The following is a 14,837-nucleotide window of genomic DNA, read 5'->3' on the forward strand; positions in this document are numbered from 1 at the left end:
ACTTTTGATAGCTAATTATACTGTTGGAGGTCTTAATGGCTTTGTATCCGTCTTTTTCATTCACACCGTATGGTCGAAGTTCGTTGCCGAGTATTGTTTTAACGACACTGGTTTTATTATTAGTGACGTTACTGAGCTTTCCAAGCTATGCACATAAAGTAATGTCGGGAGAGCTGGCTAAGCATTTAAAGGCCATAAATTACGGCTCTAAACTGGATGATAAATGGGTACGACCAAGTCATCATGAACAACAGCAGTTTGAGGCTGGGTTTGCAGCTTTTATTTCGCAAAACTACCCGCTAGCGCAAGAGTTAGTCGCGCCAATTGGATATGATGTAGCACAGTTTTTTGATACCAATACACAAACCACATATTATTTATTGCAAGAGCGTGCCACGTTACCAAGTGCAGATTTCCGTGGTGGTGGTACGTACATTTATAACCCAAATGGGTTAAACGCTATTTTACAAGCACCCCACCCTAAAAGAGACTCATTTACAGACACGCAAGCCATTGATGCATTTCTATTTACCGAAACTAAATTATTGATGCTTGCCGGTACGCGTAGAGACAGCAGTCACGCATTAAGTTCATGCACAAATGGGCATTATGAAGCCAGCGATGTGGCACATCAAACCGACTCATATTTCAACGTGGTACACAAATACATGAGTGACTTTGACGATAACTCAGTTTTTATTCAGTATCATGGCTTTGGGAAGACAACGCTTGCTAAGTTGCAAAATCAGTGTATGACAAACAATGATCTCATGCTTAATTTGAGTGAAAGTGTGAATTACAACACAACCGAGAATGAGCAAAGTATTTTGCACTCATTACGCCGAGCTGTTGAAGAGGATGGTAAAATTGCAGCATGCGTATATGGTAATGATACAAAAAGCTTGGGTGGAACTTGGAATGTGCAAGCGCGGTACACCAATGGGTCTGCCAATATATGTTCGACAAGCTCTACGGCCTCGTCGAAGCGGTTTATACATTTAGAGCAAAGTTATAATGTCCGTAAGTTTCATCGAGATGACATGCAAAAATACTTGAAGAAAGCTCTAGAAAACCACTTTTTGTAAGTAACTTGTTGTTTTATATTGGCTATTTCAGAGTTTATAGCAATGTGTAGTAAAAGGTTACAAATTTAAACTTATTTTACTTGTTACTCATTATTATGTCGGTATAGTTTGTCCTCACATTTGGAATGTTTCGTTAAACACTGAGTTGAGTGAGTATATGCAATTAGTTGATTTAAACCCTGAAGATAGCCATGTTATTGAATTATTCTCAGAAATAGATCGATTAATGAATTCCTTATATCCCGTAGCAAGTGCACAGTCACTTGAATTACCAGAATTAAAGCAACCGAACGTACATGGCATTGGCTTAATGAACGACGATGGCATCGTTGCGTGTGGTGCAATTGTAAAGCAGTTTGATAATACCCTGTACGGTGAGCTTAAACGGTTATATGTGAAGCCGAGTTACCGTGGTAAAGGGTTATCTCGTCGTATAATGCAAACACTTTTACATTATGCTGGCGAAGCACAAATCCCCCTTATGCGATTAGAAACCGGTAGTAAACAAACAGAAGCGATCAACTTGTATGAAAGTCTCGGGTTTTCTCGATGTGAAAGGTTTGGTTTGTATCGTGACAATTCGTTAAGTGTGTTTATGGAATTGCCATTAAACTCGTAGGTAGTTGAAGTGGGGGTTAGGCGTCAATACGTGTATTTCTGCGATAGTGTCTAATTCAATGAGTATGGGTTGTTCATCACATACTATGCATATGCACTGTTGTCGTTGTTGGTTATATTGCGTATCAAGGGCCCTACCTTGGTAGTTATCCGCCGAGCGAGTTGTTATTTTGATTGAATAGTTATACAGGCAAGCTATTTCAATAAAATCATGGTCATCACATGTCATTACTTGGCTTACCCTTGTGCGGTTATTCATCGTACTACGCTATTTAATCCGTAAAACGTGCAAATGTCACGCATTACATCTTTCTATTATTGTCTCATATCTGCTTTGACTAAAATTTGATACACAACTTTTTAATACATTGACTTGCTATCTTAGTATTGCTTTTAAAGCGCAGAGATTAATATTTGAATTCAATGTTATCGCTTACTTTCAAGATAGGAGATATAGGCTACACTCATTATCTACTAAGTTTTAGCTCGCTCATAATCGTTTGTTTTTAATCTAGGTAAGGAGGCCCAATGCGTATACTCGTAGTTGATGACATGGCATCTATGCGACATGTGATGATAAATATGTTACGCCACGTTGGGTTTAAAGATATTGATGAGGCGGTTGATGGTTATCAAGCAATGGTCTTACTAAAAAGTCGGCCCTATGATTTAGTTATCTCTGATTTAAATATGCCTAAGATTGATGGACTACAATTATTGCAAGCGATCAGGCAAGATCGAATATTAGCGAATACACCTTTGCTAATGGTGACTTGCGAAAGTGATAAAGAAAAAGTACAGCAAGCGTTGTTAGCGAAAGTAAATGGCTTTGTGATCAAGCCTTTTAACATGAACACATTAGAAAAACAGCTTAATCGATTGCACTTGTTGGAGTAGATGTAAAACCCCTTTACAGCTTGAGGTATTGATTAGGTGTCAAGCCAAGTATTTTTTTAAATTCTTTAATTAAATGAGCCTGGTCGGTGAGACCGAGCAATGTAATTACATCATATATATCAACTTTTTCCTCTTCTAACAGTTGCAAAGCATGTATACAGCGTTGCTTTCTGAGCAACCATTTAGGTGCAAGACCAATATGTTTAATACATAACCTTTGCAATGTTCTGACTGACAATTGAGATTGCTTGGCCCATTGATCAACGGTATTTATGGTGGGGTTGTTTGCTAGAATTTGCCAAGTTCTATTCATTTTTTCTTGTGAATTGTCAGGTTGTGGAAGATGTGACAGAAGCTGGTTGAGAGTTGTAATACATAGTTGATGATTTTCCGTGTTATGCAGTGCATCACTTTGGCATTCATCAAAAAGAAAACCACTATTAAAATGCAAATTTTGCAGCTCCTGATGAGGGTACGGAAGTATTGTATTGAGTGCACCGACACGAAACTTCACACCAATTAAGGTTTTGCTACCCTGTAGCGGCGTTTCATATGCGTGCGTCATAACACCCGTACAATATAGACTTTGCTGGTCAAAAATTAAATGCATATTAGGGCTAGGTAAATTTCGCTGTATCCAAGTAGCTCCGCATTCGAGTTGCCATGATACAAACCAATAGCAATCAACGAGACGTTTTAAGTTTTCAGATGGTTGATACTTTTTTAGATTATAATTAAGTGTGCTTTTGTTGGCATGGTATACGCCTGAACTTGGTTTGGAATGAGTATTAAGTTGTCGCATTTTTACAATTACCAACAGAGAAGGTTTTGTAATCTTGCCATACACCGTGAATTATAGGAAAAGTTATGACAAAATTTACCATAGAAAGTTGGCAAGAGAGTGATATCTGCAAAGAAAGCATGAATGAAACGACTATACGCAGCGCCACGATTAAAAAACACTATATCGGTGTTTTGCAAGGCAACTCCATAACGCATTATAGTTTATGTTATTTGCCCGATGGCAGTGCGGTCTTTACTGGAATAGAAGTTTTTACTGGTGAATACAACAACTGCAACGGACAGTTTGCACTATCTCATGAAGGGAAATTCGAAAAGGGCGAGGCCAAAGGTTCTTTAACGGTTGTTGCAGGCAGTGGAATTGGACAGCTGAAAACTATATCTGGCTATGCTCACTTTTGTGCCGGAGAACAAAGTGAGCATGAATTACATACTTCGTTTACACTGTAAAAAAACCGACTAATGTGGGTCTCTTGTTGAGCGTTGCTTTTGCATAAAGATGGTTACTTCGGCCATTACGATGCCAAACTTACTGATATAAGAACGGTTTACAATAGTATCGCTATCAAACGCCCACATCCAGTCGTCAAAGTGTACGGTGTAACTTGTACTATTAACCGGTAGCTCCATGTTGTAACTCCATTGCATGGCATTGCCGTAAACTCTGCCTGTTGCGTTATTTTTTATATCAGATGCAGTGCCTCGAAACTGTTTAGCACCCTCTTTTTCAATTTTCCATACTCGCTTTAATGTGCCGTTACCGACACCGTATTTGAACGTTTCATCAAGGGTAAGTACATTGTTGTTGCTCACGCTACCGCGAATATTAACGGTGAATCTCTGTATGAGTTGGCCGGATCTATCTTGTACTATACCCCAAGCTTTTACGTCTGAATTGAAAAACTTGAATGGGTCGAAATACGGTGTAGCATCTTCATACACCTCACCTTTAATCGATACACCGCAACCACTTATTATCATACATAGCGTTACAGCAAATAACCCTTTTTTCATGGTGCTTCCTCAAGTGCCAATAATTCTTTTCTCATCATCGGCTCCGATGTGCGTTCGTTAAGCCAAATGGCAAAAAAGTGCGTGGTAAACTCAGTGTCACTGACTTGACCAATGAGCTGATCATCATTGTAAAAAACGCTTTCTCCGGCTGCATTTCTAACACCTAATAATTGAGTGCCATTTTTAACATCAGGAAAAATGTTTTGCATAGTAATCCGCCATAGCTGTAATTTTTGATGATTGTTAAAACCTTGTTTTTCCATCTCATCGATCGAACGGTTAGCGATATCATGTCCGGACAAGTCTCTTAAGTAATTTAGTTTTAGAGCAAATGGTTTAGCAGCATCGTAGTGGCCATTTTGAGCATAGAGCGTTGCATCATAAATATCCCAAAATAAATAACTCATACGGCTTGTACTTCCTACTGCCTTCGGGTTTTCTATGAATAAGCTCATAGGGGTTGCGTATACCAACTTTATATTCATTAGCATGACAATGACAAATGCTATGGTTTTCATCCTAGATGTCCTTAATATGGAATGTCTTTATACATACGTAATGTAAGGTACTGTTGGTTCACTCACTCCTCAGTAATATGCTCAAAGACTGTGTTTAGTGTATTTTTGAACCACATAATTTTTGGATCTTGTAGACGAGTTTTATGTATATAAAACTTTAAGTTGTAGTTTGGCACCGCGACAGGAGGTTGATGTATCTTTAAGGCCAATTGTTTTTTGACGAAACGGGCGTAATGTTGCGGTAATGTCAGTAACCAACTGGTGTTATTGAGCATATAGGGGGCATTTAGTACATAGGGGGTCGTCAGTGCTATTTTCCGTATTGTTCTATGCTTGACGAGTGCTTTATCTACGACTCCTCTCCCCTCGTTCCAAGGTGCGATCAAGACATGTTGATATGCAATAAAATCGTCTAAAGAAATGCTCTTTTGATCAGCAAGCGGGTGCTGTGTAGACATGACAGTAACATAATTGTCTGCAAACCAAGTCACACCTGAAATGCTTTGTGAAGGCTCAGCTTGGTGAGCAAAGCCACACGCAAGATCAATTTTCCCAGATTTCAATTTTTCTTCAGGGATCCGCTGTTCAAGTGAGACCAGTCGAATTGAGATATTGGGGTGATAACGTTGAATGTGCTCTAGCAATGGTTGCATGCACCATGCTGTGTAATCTGTTACAGCAATAACATAAGTTGTATCGGCGTTGGGGTTGAATTGCTCAATCGGTGTTAGCCCCAATTGCAATATCTCCATTGCTGGCAATATTTTTGCCGCTAAGTTTTCTGAAAACAGTGTTGGTTCCATTTTATTTTCGATGCGAATAAATAGGTCATTATTGAGTTTTTGCCGTAATCTAGTTAATGCGTGACTGCATGCAGATTGACTGATGTTTAACACATCAGCGGTATCACTGACTGAACCCGTTTGATACAAAACGGAAAAAAGTTTGAGCAAGTTTAAATCTATATTTGATATATTATGCATGGAATTCATTCACTCAGTGCAATATATGCACTTAATACATGTGTTTTTTTAGCATACACTGAGGTTTGTTAATTCACTAAGGGAAAACCATAATGACACTGCAAATACGTGTAGCTGAGCAATCTGATGCTGCAACGATTCTACATTTTATCAATGAGCTTGCTATCTATGAAAAAGAACCCGAGGCGGTGCTTAACTCAATAGCTGATATCGAAGAGAAGTTATTTGGAGAAGATGTGCGAGCTCACGCATTGATTTGTGAAGAGCAAGGGGAAGCCATAGGGTTTGCGGTTTACTTTTTTAATTATTCAACTTGGCTGGGGAAGTACGGGCTTTATTTAGAGGATTTATACGTTGCTCAAAATAAGCGTGGTAATGGCGCAGGTAAAGCAATTATGAAATATCTAGCCCGTCTGGCGATTGAAAAAGATTGCGGCCGTTTTGAGTGGGTGGTTTTAGATTGGAATCAACCCGCGATTGATTTTTATCATAGCATTGGCGCTAAGCAGCAAAACGAATGGATAATTAATCGTTTGTCAGGAGAAGAGTTGCACGCTTTTGCATTTGAGTCATAAATTTGATTTATAATTGTGACTGAGTGACTTTTTTATTGGGCGCTTCATATGCATCTTGGCTAGAAGCGTCTTCCCGTCTGAGCAAAAAGCTGCAAATACTCCCGATCACGAAAAATATGCCATACATTGAACCGATATAGACCCAGTCGGTTTGTTTGATAAGTAGCATAACCCGAGTACCATCATTAATTATGAAAACATTAATAACGGCAATCAAAAATACAAGTCGATAATAGAAGTAATTCCCTAAGTGACTTGCAAAAGCACTTATCAGTAGTGAGAAAAGACATAAGTAAAAGCCTATGACAGATAAAGCACCTGTTTGATAGCTGGGGAGTAACGCAGATAAAGCGAGTATAATCGCTGCCCAACCAGTAATTTTATAAAGCATATTCAAATCCTTTGAAAATGTTAATGTTATTATTATGGTGTGTTGATGGAATTATGCGTAATAAATCAAAAATACGCAATTGGATTCCGGGTTTATTTAACTTTTGTTATAACTTTGTGTGTTATTTTTTGCAGTTCTGGTAGTAGCTCGTTACTAAACCAAGGGTTTTTTTTCAACCAATGCTGATTCCTGGGACTTGGATGAGGCAGAGCAATCATGCTCGGAAGCAGAGATTGCCAAACGCGCGTTTGTTCCGTGACACTTGTAAAATTTGGAAAATGATATTGTTGAGCATATTGACCGATAACAATAGTCAGTTTTACTTGTGAGAATTGTTTCAGCAATTGTGAGCGCCAAGTTTTTGCGCAAATAGGAGGGGGTGGTAGATCTCCACTGCTCCCCTTGCCAGGGTAACAAAACGCCATGGGTACAATGGCGAATAGACTCGGATCGTAAAAAGTACGTTCCGTCACATTTAACCATGCTCTGAGTCGACTTCCACTGGCATCATTAAATGGTTTATTTGTTTGATGGACAGTTTTACTTGGCGCCTGTCCTGCGATAAGAATACGTGCATTTTCATTACCTTGAACAACTGGATTAGCACCTAGCTGCAAAGTGTCATGGCAAATTCTACATTTTTTAATATCATCAAAAATAGTCACAATAATGTCGTGCCTTACCTATCGCCATGGCATACGAATACCTTACGAAAGTATACACTGATTTTTACGTATTTCTTGATAGTTTGGGGTTTGCGTAGGTAGTTTCTAAATAAACTCTCGAATATGCCATATTTACATATAAATACAAATGAGAATGACTATCTTTTTTGTGTCTAATTTAGCATAATTTATTTTTCAATTTGTTATTTCCTAGGGTTTTATAGTGGTTATACCCCAATTTAGTGCTTGGTTTCAAAGTGCTGCATTTTTAGTGTGCTCACGGTTTCTTGCGGCAATTCTCGGTGGCTATATATTTTCAGCAATATCAGTGTCTCTTTTAGCTGTATTAGTGCCTCTATCTAAAACAGACTCAGTGTTACTCGCTGTGAGCTTGAGTGTTTTAGTTTATACGTGTGTATTTATATGGGTGTTTAGTGTGCGCTCGCTCGTGAAAATATATGGCTGGTTAATTGCGTTAAGCGCAAGTCAGATTTTCTTGCTGGCTGTTATCAAAGGTTGGTTATGAAAGAGAATTTTTTCCGTTCAATGACATGGTTGCATACTTGGACTGGCTTACTCGTGTGTTGGCTATTATTTCTGATTTTCTTTGCTGGGACACTGAGTTTTTTTCGTCATGAAATTACGTTATGGGCACAGCCCGCCGCACACGATGTGCAGCCGCAATTAAATCGCGTTGCAGCTCAAAGGCAGCAGATTAGTACAGCTTTAGAGCACTTAGCTATGAAAGCGCCTGAGGCCGAAACTTGGTGGGTAGGTTTACCTAATGAGCGTAATCATACCATGGCCGTTTCATACCGAGAGAAGGGCGACGATGGGGTTCGAGGTAAATGGCAAGATAACTACATGGATCCTAATTCACAGTCGCTCCTTGCCGAGTATCGAGATACCAAAGGCGGACATTTTTTTTATAGGTTGCATTTTGACTTGCACTATATGGATCGCACGGTTGCCCGGTGGATTGTGTCATTTGCTAGCTTGTTTATGTTAATTGGCTTAATTTCGGGTGTGGTGATTCACAAGCGCATTTTTAAAGATATGTTTCAATTTCGCAGTGCAAAGGGAGTTCGGACGTGGCTAGATGCGCATAACTTATCGTCTGTCTTGGCGCTACCTTTTCATATTATGATCACATATACCGGTTTAGTAACGCTCATTTTCATGCTGTTCCCTTATCCAGCTATGACACAGTATGAAGGGGGTAATCGCGCTTTTTTTGCAGACCTTAATTCTGCGAGGCAACATGCTGATGCAACAGGTAAACAAGTCGAAATGTTGCCCATGAAACAGCTTGTAGATCAATTTTATACTAACTGGCCAAACGTAGATATAAAGCGCGTTATTTTAGATCACCCATTCGATGAAACTGCGATTGTGAAATTTTATGCGAACACCGGTACTCAAGTACAAGATGAGATGCCAGTGTGGGTATATAGTGCGGTCACTGGAGAATTAAAGACGTCGGCAAATACTGATTTATCACCGAGTGAAACATTATATGATGGCATGATTGCTTTACATACTGGGCGTTTGGCTTTACCTGGGTTGCGATGGTTATATTTTATTTGTGGTATTGCTGGTTGTGTGATGATTGCAAGTGGTGCTGTAATGTGGGCGAAACGAATTCGCGCACGTATGAAATCCAATGAGCAACCAGGTTTTGGCTTAAAGTTGGTTGAGGCATTGAACTTGGCTACGCTGATGGGGTTACCTGTTGCGACGACCGCATTTTTCTATGCAAATCGACTATTACCTAATGATTTATCTAATCGTGCAGATATGGAGGTACATCTATTTTTTGTGACTTGGCTCTGTGTGGCCGTGCTTGCTATATACCGAGCGGGTACAAAACAGTGGAAAAAGTTGGCACAACTCAATGTCATTTTGTGGCTTTTGTTACCTATTTGCAATGCCCTTACGACACAAGGAAACCTAGTCAGCTATCTACTCGAACAGCAGTGGATATTGGCAGGTTTTGACTTGCTTTGTATCTTGACCGCGTTCGGCTTTTTTATACAAATGAACAAACTTGCAACACAAGAAAAAGCAAATGACGTTGGTACATTTAAGTTGAAGGAGAGAAGCACATGACACAGTTACTTGCTTTTTTACTGTGTTTTACAAGCTTCTCTTGTTTTGCATTGATAAAAAATAGTCACTGTAAAGCTGTATTTGCTCAAAGGGTTGATGCAGTGCTGGGGCGGCGAATGCTTATGATTGCATGGTGTGCTTTAATCGCGAGCATTATAATAAGTCTCTGGGATCTAGCTGGATATGGCGGTGTGTTGTTTTGTGGTTATATGGCTATATCAATCATTTTGCTGGTTTTGTTATTAAGTTATCATCCCACTAAATTGAGATCACTAATTTACGTACTGCCGACTTTAATCAGTGCAACATGCATAGGTCTATTGCTTTAATCACGGATATTACAGCTTACTTTGCATTATTAAGGCTTATTTTCCATAACGAGTTGATTCAAGCCTTATAGAGATCACTATATTACCAACTAAGCTTAGTAATATAGTGATCTCAGTTTAAACTCCCTTCTTTTCGTTAGTAAAAATGTGATCTATTCAGCACATTTCTGAACTCATCTTAGTAAAAATCTGATCTTTAACCAGTTTTGAATTATATCAGTAAGTAAAATAGTGATCTCAAGGAGGCTTGGACATACTATCTAGTGCTTTTAGACTTATATTTTGAGGAAGTATTTGACTTAGCAGGGCATTAAGTTGGTAAAATCATGATCTAAAAGAATTAACTTAGTAAAATAATGATCTACCTTTGTACCTAGTTGGTAAAATACCGATCTATGAATACACGTTGGTAAAATGGTGATCTGAAAGAGTGCATATTTAAACATTTTTGTGTTGAGCGCTCCATTAAGTTAGTAAAATATTGATCTATACTGAGAGCGCTATTTTACTAACTTAGAAGAGTACGAGTCGTTTTCGTTATTGCTCAGCCCATGCTAATTGCATGTCCCACACATAACGATGATTGGGTTTTAATGGTTGTTGGCTATCGTCAATATACTCTAATACGTTACGCGCCTTACCTAATGTTGCATCTCGGCCAAAGAGGTAGCTTTGTTCTTTTACGATGCTGAGATACGCTTTATTTAATGCAAGTGCTCGAGTAGGCGAAGGTGTGATTAACTCATATAAGTTGGTTGCTGCGGTCACTTTTTTTATGTCAACTTGTCCATCTTTAGTGAACCAGCGCATCAACATTTCTTGATTTTGTCTAAACTCGTCCCCTCCTCCAACACGCTGCATGTAGGTTAAAAACTCTCCTTGAGATTCTCCTTTATTGGGCACATCTGTCATTGATTTTAAATCGATATAGCCCCAGCCCGCTGCGCCAGTGACTTTTCTAGCAAATGAAAATGTTTGGTCGTATGTCGCACCAACTGTTTTGTGACAGCCATTACAAAATGCCAATTCTTGTTTATGCTGTGGTCTTAATTTTCCTTGTCCATCTTCAATATATCCATTAATTGTCCAGCCAAAGCTGTTATTGATACCAGCGTCACCTAAATACAGTGTTTGTGGTAAATTTTCGAATGCTTTCTCTTTAGCCTCACGATAGTAAGAAGTAGCAAGCTCTTGTTTTGATTTGAAATTGTGCTTTTTCATATAACGCACTTCTTTCATGCGAGGCGCATTGAATATGGTGCCGTTATCATTTACACCAATATAGCGTACCGTATGCAAAAACTCAGTTCCCTCAGGGTAGAGTTGGTAGGCGAGTGGTGATTGTGCATCGCCTACGTAATGCGATCGTACCTTGATGTTTTGAATAGTTGTATATTTGCCATCTTGGTTAAGGTCGATACCGATACGCTTTTCGTTTAATGGAGGCGTTGAAATATTTTTCAGGCCTTTTAGTGTCAATTCTACTAAGCTGAGATTTGCCAAATATACATCTTGATTGTACACGCCTTGCTGTTGTCTATATTCGCTTGGTAACCGGATCATGACATCACCCGTAGAACCATTAGTGGGCCAAAATGTACTTGGAAATGGCTTGTAATTAAAGGCTACCCACCCACTGCCATCTTCAGCAATACCTAGAGCGTTAAATGCTTTCTCTGGATATGCAAGGTTTTCAATGGGTGTGATCTCCCCTTTCCAATCTGTATTTGCTTGTTGGGTTTTAATGAATTCGCTGTAATTATCTTGATTGATCCAATCAAGAATTACGTCATCCGAAATACCACTGATTAAGTGTGTGCGATCAATAAATAGATTTTTCCAATGGTTTTTTGCGCCAAGGTCTGAGAACTCATACGCACCTTGTAAATTACCATCGGCCATTTGGTTTGGTCTGTGTTGATCTGTTGTGTCAGTTTGGTGGCAGGCATAGCAAGGGTTATTTACGCCGTCCGTTTTAGTATAACACTGCGGCGGGATCACTGACTCTGCATTATAAGTTTCATTGTGTTTCATATAATCCAGCGCAGGGATATTATCGCCAGGTTGATACGGGGCTGACGTTTCAGTAATAACAGGTGATTGAGTCGTTGGTAAGCTATGCTCGGAGCACCCAAGCAAAAGCGTTGCTGGTATAAGTAATAGAATAAGTACGTGGCATTTCATTTTTATGACTTCTATTTTTGCTGCGAAAAAAGCGGTAACACCTTGGTTACCGCTATTGCGAGTAATAAGTAATTACACTATTTAGATTTTGGGTCGTACATCCATAGCGTATTGTTTTCTTGAAAACCATCTTCGCCAATGAGAATGCGCCCATCTCGCATCACTATGACATTATCAGGCTGTGATAGCTGATTGACATCACAACGTTCAGCACCGGTGAGACTTGAGCGATATGTACCCCCCATAACGACGGGCTCAATACGAGTTAGGTTATAGTTGCTATCAATTGCTGCACGATAAACACCACCACAATCTTTTACGCGTGGAGAGAGCTGAATGTCGCCTTCACCATCGGTCATAGTGTTATCTAAATCTGCAATGCCAATATACATATAGGCACTTTTAACAATTTCGTCAGCAATAACATCTTGGCCGGTAACGGCTTCCAGTACACGATCATGGTTGATGCTGATCCCTTCGAGTTTACGCCACTCAGCTGTAGCGCCTTTTAACTTAGCTGCTTGTCGTGATTCTAAAAAGGCAACTCGGTCGTCCATAGGCTTACCAGCAGTAATTGGGCTGCCACCTTCTGCAACGGATGGATAGGTTGCTTTACCATCAACCCATGCCTGTACATCAGCAACAGAGATGTAGCTGGTTTTGCCTTCTACATAGTCAGCGCTGGTAATATCATCATATTGCGCTACCCATGTTTCTATCTGTGCATTCGTATTAGACGCTAATTCTACCCACTCAATGTCAAACCCAGTAATGGCCGGATCACTAAGCCCAGTATCTTGGGTTAACTTTGCACCATATAATGTGCCTGAACTGAGATCTTCAGGCTGATCTGCAATGAATTTAAATAGTACGCCGCCGGTATCATCTTGTGATGAATACACTGTTTTACGGTCAGGCATCACGACTGAATTTTCATGTTCGTAGCGACCGATTGTAAAATGTTTAACAACGTCAGGTGTGTCGGTTGTTGGGTTTTGGACTTCAGCGATATATCCATAGCGGTAAGGGTTTGGAAATTCAGGTGCAAGAAATTGTCTGAAGTTTTCTAACCGAGATCCCACGTCGGTGGGCTTATTCCATGTCGGATTGGTTGTGGTGTCTACTGTGGAATTTACAATCCATTCTTCAGACGTCAGGGGAGTTCCCCATGGTGAGACAGAGCCAAAGCAGTTTGCAGCTGTACCTTTAACCGAATCAAAGTCAACCATCATTGCTTCTTCAACCGACCAAGCTCCATTGGTCGTTTTACTCATTTTCAAGCGGCTCATACCACCAGGGTAGTCTTCCCAGTTAGTAAATAAATAACCTGTGTTGTCACCAGTTGGGATAAAGCCATTAAAATCAGGCATGTTGTTTTTGATGATTTCTTGTTTTGTATTAAGGCCATATATGACACCTAATCCGCCAGACAGGCTTTTTTCGTTGAGTCCGGAGAAAGTATCACCGGTTTGACCCAGTATTTGGTATTGACCAATGGCGGATACAACCGTCTGCTGCTCAAGCGCTGATGAGGTGGCAGGTACGGGAGAGCTGACGATATTACGTGGTAATTCATTGAAGTTTACACCAGTAAGTACGCCAACAGTACCTGTATTAAAAGGTGTGTTATTGAGCGTGTCTACTTCGGTATTTGCATCATTAGGGTGCTGGATATTAAAAAACAAATCCCCTTGCTTGGTTAAATGTAATCCTGTCACTTCTGCACCTGCTGGTACGGTCGCAATACGAATTAGACCAGCTCCACCATTCGTGCCATTCGTACCATTCGTGCCATTCGTGCCATTCGTACCATTCGTACCATTAGTGCCTGTTTCACCTTGAACTCCTTGTTCACCGGTTACTCCTTGTGCTCCGTCATCACCATTACAAGCCGTTAGCGCTAGTGTGACGGCACTTGCGATAAGAGAATATGCTACGCGATTCATCAGTTACTCCAGATTGCTATCATTCATTATTGTTTTAAACCGAATAGCAGTGTGGAGTGGACCTGTTACATGTACCTGACAGTTATATTAATTTTTTCAGACAGTAATAATACATTGATTGGTCTGGGGTTATTGACTGACTGTAAAGGGGGTTTACATATTTCCTAATTTAGTGTGATTCAAATAAATTAGAGATTGAACATCAAATCCTTTTGCTTGCGCCGTTGTTTTAAAGTGTTCAAGACGTTGTGTCGAAACCGTGGGAGTGCGAGCGAGCAGCCACAAATACTTTTTATTGTAACTGGTTACATAGGCAAATTGGTATTGTTGATGATCAAGTTCAAATATAATATAAGATCCATAAAAAGGGCCAAAAAACGACACTTTCAAATGGCCTACAGAGGTATTATGGGCAAATTTCGCAGTGCCAATAGCTTGTTTCCATTTAGACTTTTCTGCAATGTAGCCTTGGTTTATGACTTGTACTGTGCCGTCCGATAATACCTTATAATTTGCTGTTACGTGACTCATTCCTCTTTCAAACCGATGGTCAAGTCTGGCAATTTCATACCATTTACCTTGATATTTTCCTATATCTAAATTAGTAACGGGTTTGACTCCCTGAGGAATGCCGGTACAGGCGCTTAGTACACATGTTAAGGTGAATATTATCATTTTAAGCATGGTGACTCTGCCTCGATTTATCATTTTAAGCATGGTGA

The 14,837-nt window shown here is 39.8% G+C and carries 17 protein-coding genes; 7 read left to right on the forward strand and 10 right to left on the reverse strand.

Translation table 11 applies throughout. The features are described 5' to 3' along the window. The first annotated feature begins 35 nt into the window (after positions 1 to 35). Together J8L98_RS01790 and J8L98_RS01795 are read left to right on the forward strand one after the other, a co-directional pair. A complete protein-coding gene (locus tag J8L98_RS01790) occupies positions 36 to 1,085 on the forward strand; it encodes a hypothetical protein (protein WP_210995017.1) in 1,050 nt (349 codons plus the stop codon). Between the two features lie 157 nt (positions 1,086 to 1,242). Then, complete coding sequence (locus J8L98_RS01795) at positions 1,243 to 1,704, forward strand: GNAT family N-acetyltransferase (protein WP_192509374.1); 462 nt, start codon at positions 1,243 to 1,245, stop codon at positions 1,702 to 1,704. Here J8L98_RS01795 and J8L98_RS01800 read toward each other — a convergent pair. Then, positions 1,693 to 1,962 carry a Rho-binding antiterminator gene (locus tag J8L98_RS01800; RefSeq protein ID WP_210995018.1) on the reverse strand — a complete coding sequence of 90 codons (270 nt, stop codon included), beginning with the start codon at positions 1,960 to 1,962 and terminating at the stop codon, positions 1,693 to 1,695. The genes J8L98_RS01795 and J8L98_RS01800 overlap by 12 nt on opposite strands. 269 nt (positions 1,963 to 2,231) lie before the next feature. On the opposite strand from J8L98_RS01800, the gene J8L98_RS01805 reads away from it, so the two are divergent. Beyond that, entirely contained in the window at positions 2,232 to 2,600 is a 369-nt protein-coding gene (locus J8L98_RS01805; protein WP_192509376.1) for a response regulator, read from the forward strand. Positions 2,601 to 2,613: 13 nt separating this feature from the next. Here the strand turns inward: J8L98_RS01805 and J8L98_RS01810 are convergent, their stop codons facing one another. After that, the gene (locus J8L98_RS01810; RefSeq protein WP_210995019.1) at positions 2,614 to 3,402 is read right to left on the reverse strand and encodes an AraC family transcriptional regulator; all 789 of its coding nucleotides are present in this window, start codon (positions 3,400 to 3,402) and stop codon (positions 2,614 to 2,616) included. 65 nt (positions 3,403 to 3,467) lie between these two features. Here J8L98_RS01810 and J8L98_RS01815 point away from each other — a divergent pair, with 65 nt between their 5' ends. Continuing rightward, a complete protein-coding gene (locus tag J8L98_RS01815) occupies positions 3,468 to 3,851 on the forward strand; it encodes a DUF3224 domain-containing protein (RefSeq protein WP_210995020.1) in 384 nt (127 codons plus the stop codon). Between the two features lie 9 nt (positions 3,852 to 3,860). On the opposite strand, the gene J8L98_RS01820 is transcribed toward J8L98_RS01815, so the two are convergent. From J8L98_RS01820 to J8L98_RS01830, 3 genes are all read right to left on the reverse strand, one after another. Continuing rightward, entirely contained in the window at positions 3,861 to 4,415 is a 555-nt protein-coding gene (locus J8L98_RS01820; protein ID WP_210995021.1) for a DUF3833 family protein, read from the reverse strand. Continuing rightward, on the reverse strand, positions 4,412 to 4,933 hold the full coding sequence (locus J8L98_RS01825) for a chalcone isomerase family protein (protein ID WP_210995022.1): 522 nt from the start codon (positions 4,931 to 4,933) through the stop codon (positions 4,412 to 4,414). Before J8L98_RS01825 ends, J8L98_RS01820 begins: the two co-directional genes overlap by 4 nt. Before the next feature lie 62 nt (positions 4,934 to 4,995). Further along, positions 4,996 to 5,916: a LysR family transcriptional regulator gene (locus J8L98_RS01830; RefSeq protein ID WP_210995023.1), complete on the reverse strand. Its 921-nt coding sequence runs from the start codon at positions 5,914 to 5,916 to the stop codon at positions 4,996 to 4,998. A 92-nt stretch (positions 5,917 to 6,008) separates the two neighbouring features. Between J8L98_RS01830 and J8L98_RS01835 the strand changes: the two genes are divergently transcribed. Beyond that, on the forward strand, positions 6,009 to 6,491 hold the full coding sequence (locus J8L98_RS01835) for a GNAT family N-acetyltransferase (RefSeq protein WP_192509382.1): 483 nt from the start codon (positions 6,009 to 6,011) through the stop codon (positions 6,489 to 6,491). A gap of 7 nt (positions 6,492 to 6,498) precedes the next feature. On the opposite strand, the gene J8L98_RS01840 is transcribed toward J8L98_RS01835, so the two are convergent. Both J8L98_RS01840 and J8L98_RS01845 read right to left on the reverse strand, forming a co-directional pair. Further along, positions 6,499 to 6,882, reverse strand: coding sequence for a hypothetical protein (locus J8L98_RS01840; protein ID WP_210995024.1), 384 nt, complete (start codon positions 6,880 to 6,882; stop codon positions 6,499 to 6,501). Between the two features lie 92 nt (positions 6,883 to 6,974). Then, positions 6,975 to 7,547 (reverse strand): uracil-DNA glycosylase family protein, encoded by a 573-nt coding sequence (locus J8L98_RS01845; RefSeq protein WP_210995025.1) that lies wholly within the window; start codon positions 7,545 to 7,547, stop codon positions 6,975 to 6,977. Positions 7,548 to 7,770: 223 nt separating this feature from the next. On the opposite strand from J8L98_RS01845, the gene J8L98_RS01850 reads away from it, so the two are divergent. Further along, positions 7,771 to 8,073 (forward strand): hypothetical protein, encoded by a 303-nt coding sequence (locus J8L98_RS01850; protein ID WP_192509385.1) that lies wholly within the window; start codon positions 7,771 to 7,773, stop codon positions 8,071 to 8,073. Further along, a complete protein-coding gene (locus J8L98_RS01855; RefSeq protein ID WP_210995026.1) occupies positions 8,070 to 9,656 on the forward strand; it encodes a PepSY-associated TM helix domain-containing protein in 1,587 nt (528 codons plus the stop codon). Before J8L98_RS01850 ends, J8L98_RS01855 begins: the two co-directional genes overlap by 4 nt. Positions 9,657 to 10,522: 866 nt before the next feature. Here J8L98_RS01855 and J8L98_RS01865 read toward each other — a convergent pair. The 3 genes from J8L98_RS01865 to J8L98_RS01875 all read right to left on the reverse strand — a co-directional run bounded on the left by J8L98_RS01865 (position 10,523) and on the right by J8L98_RS01875 (position 14,799). Beyond that, positions 10,523 to 12,169, reverse strand: a complete 1,647-nt coding sequence (locus J8L98_RS01865; RefSeq protein WP_210995028.1) for a hypothetical protein — start codon at positions 12,167 to 12,169, stop codon at positions 10,523 to 10,525. A gap of 77 nt (positions 12,170 to 12,246) precedes the next feature. Continuing rightward, positions 12,247 to 14,115, reverse strand: a complete 1,869-nt coding sequence (locus J8L98_RS01870; RefSeq protein WP_210995029.1) for an alkaline phosphatase PhoX — start codon at positions 14,113 to 14,115, stop codon at positions 12,247 to 12,249. Positions 14,116 to 14,268: 153 nt separating this feature from the next. Then, positions 14,269 to 14,799 carry a lipocalin family protein gene (locus J8L98_RS01875; protein WP_210995030.1) on the reverse strand — a complete coding sequence of 177 codons (531 nt, stop codon included), beginning with the start codon at positions 14,797 to 14,799 and terminating at the stop codon, positions 14,269 to 14,271. Between the last annotated feature and the right edge of the window lie 38 nt (positions 14,800 to 14,837).

Source organism: Pseudoalteromonas sp. MMG013 (assembly GCF_018100885.1).
GTDB classification, from domain to species: Bacteria; Pseudomonadota; Gammaproteobacteria; order Enterobacterales; family Alteromonadaceae; genus Pseudoalteromonas; species Pseudoalteromonas aurantia.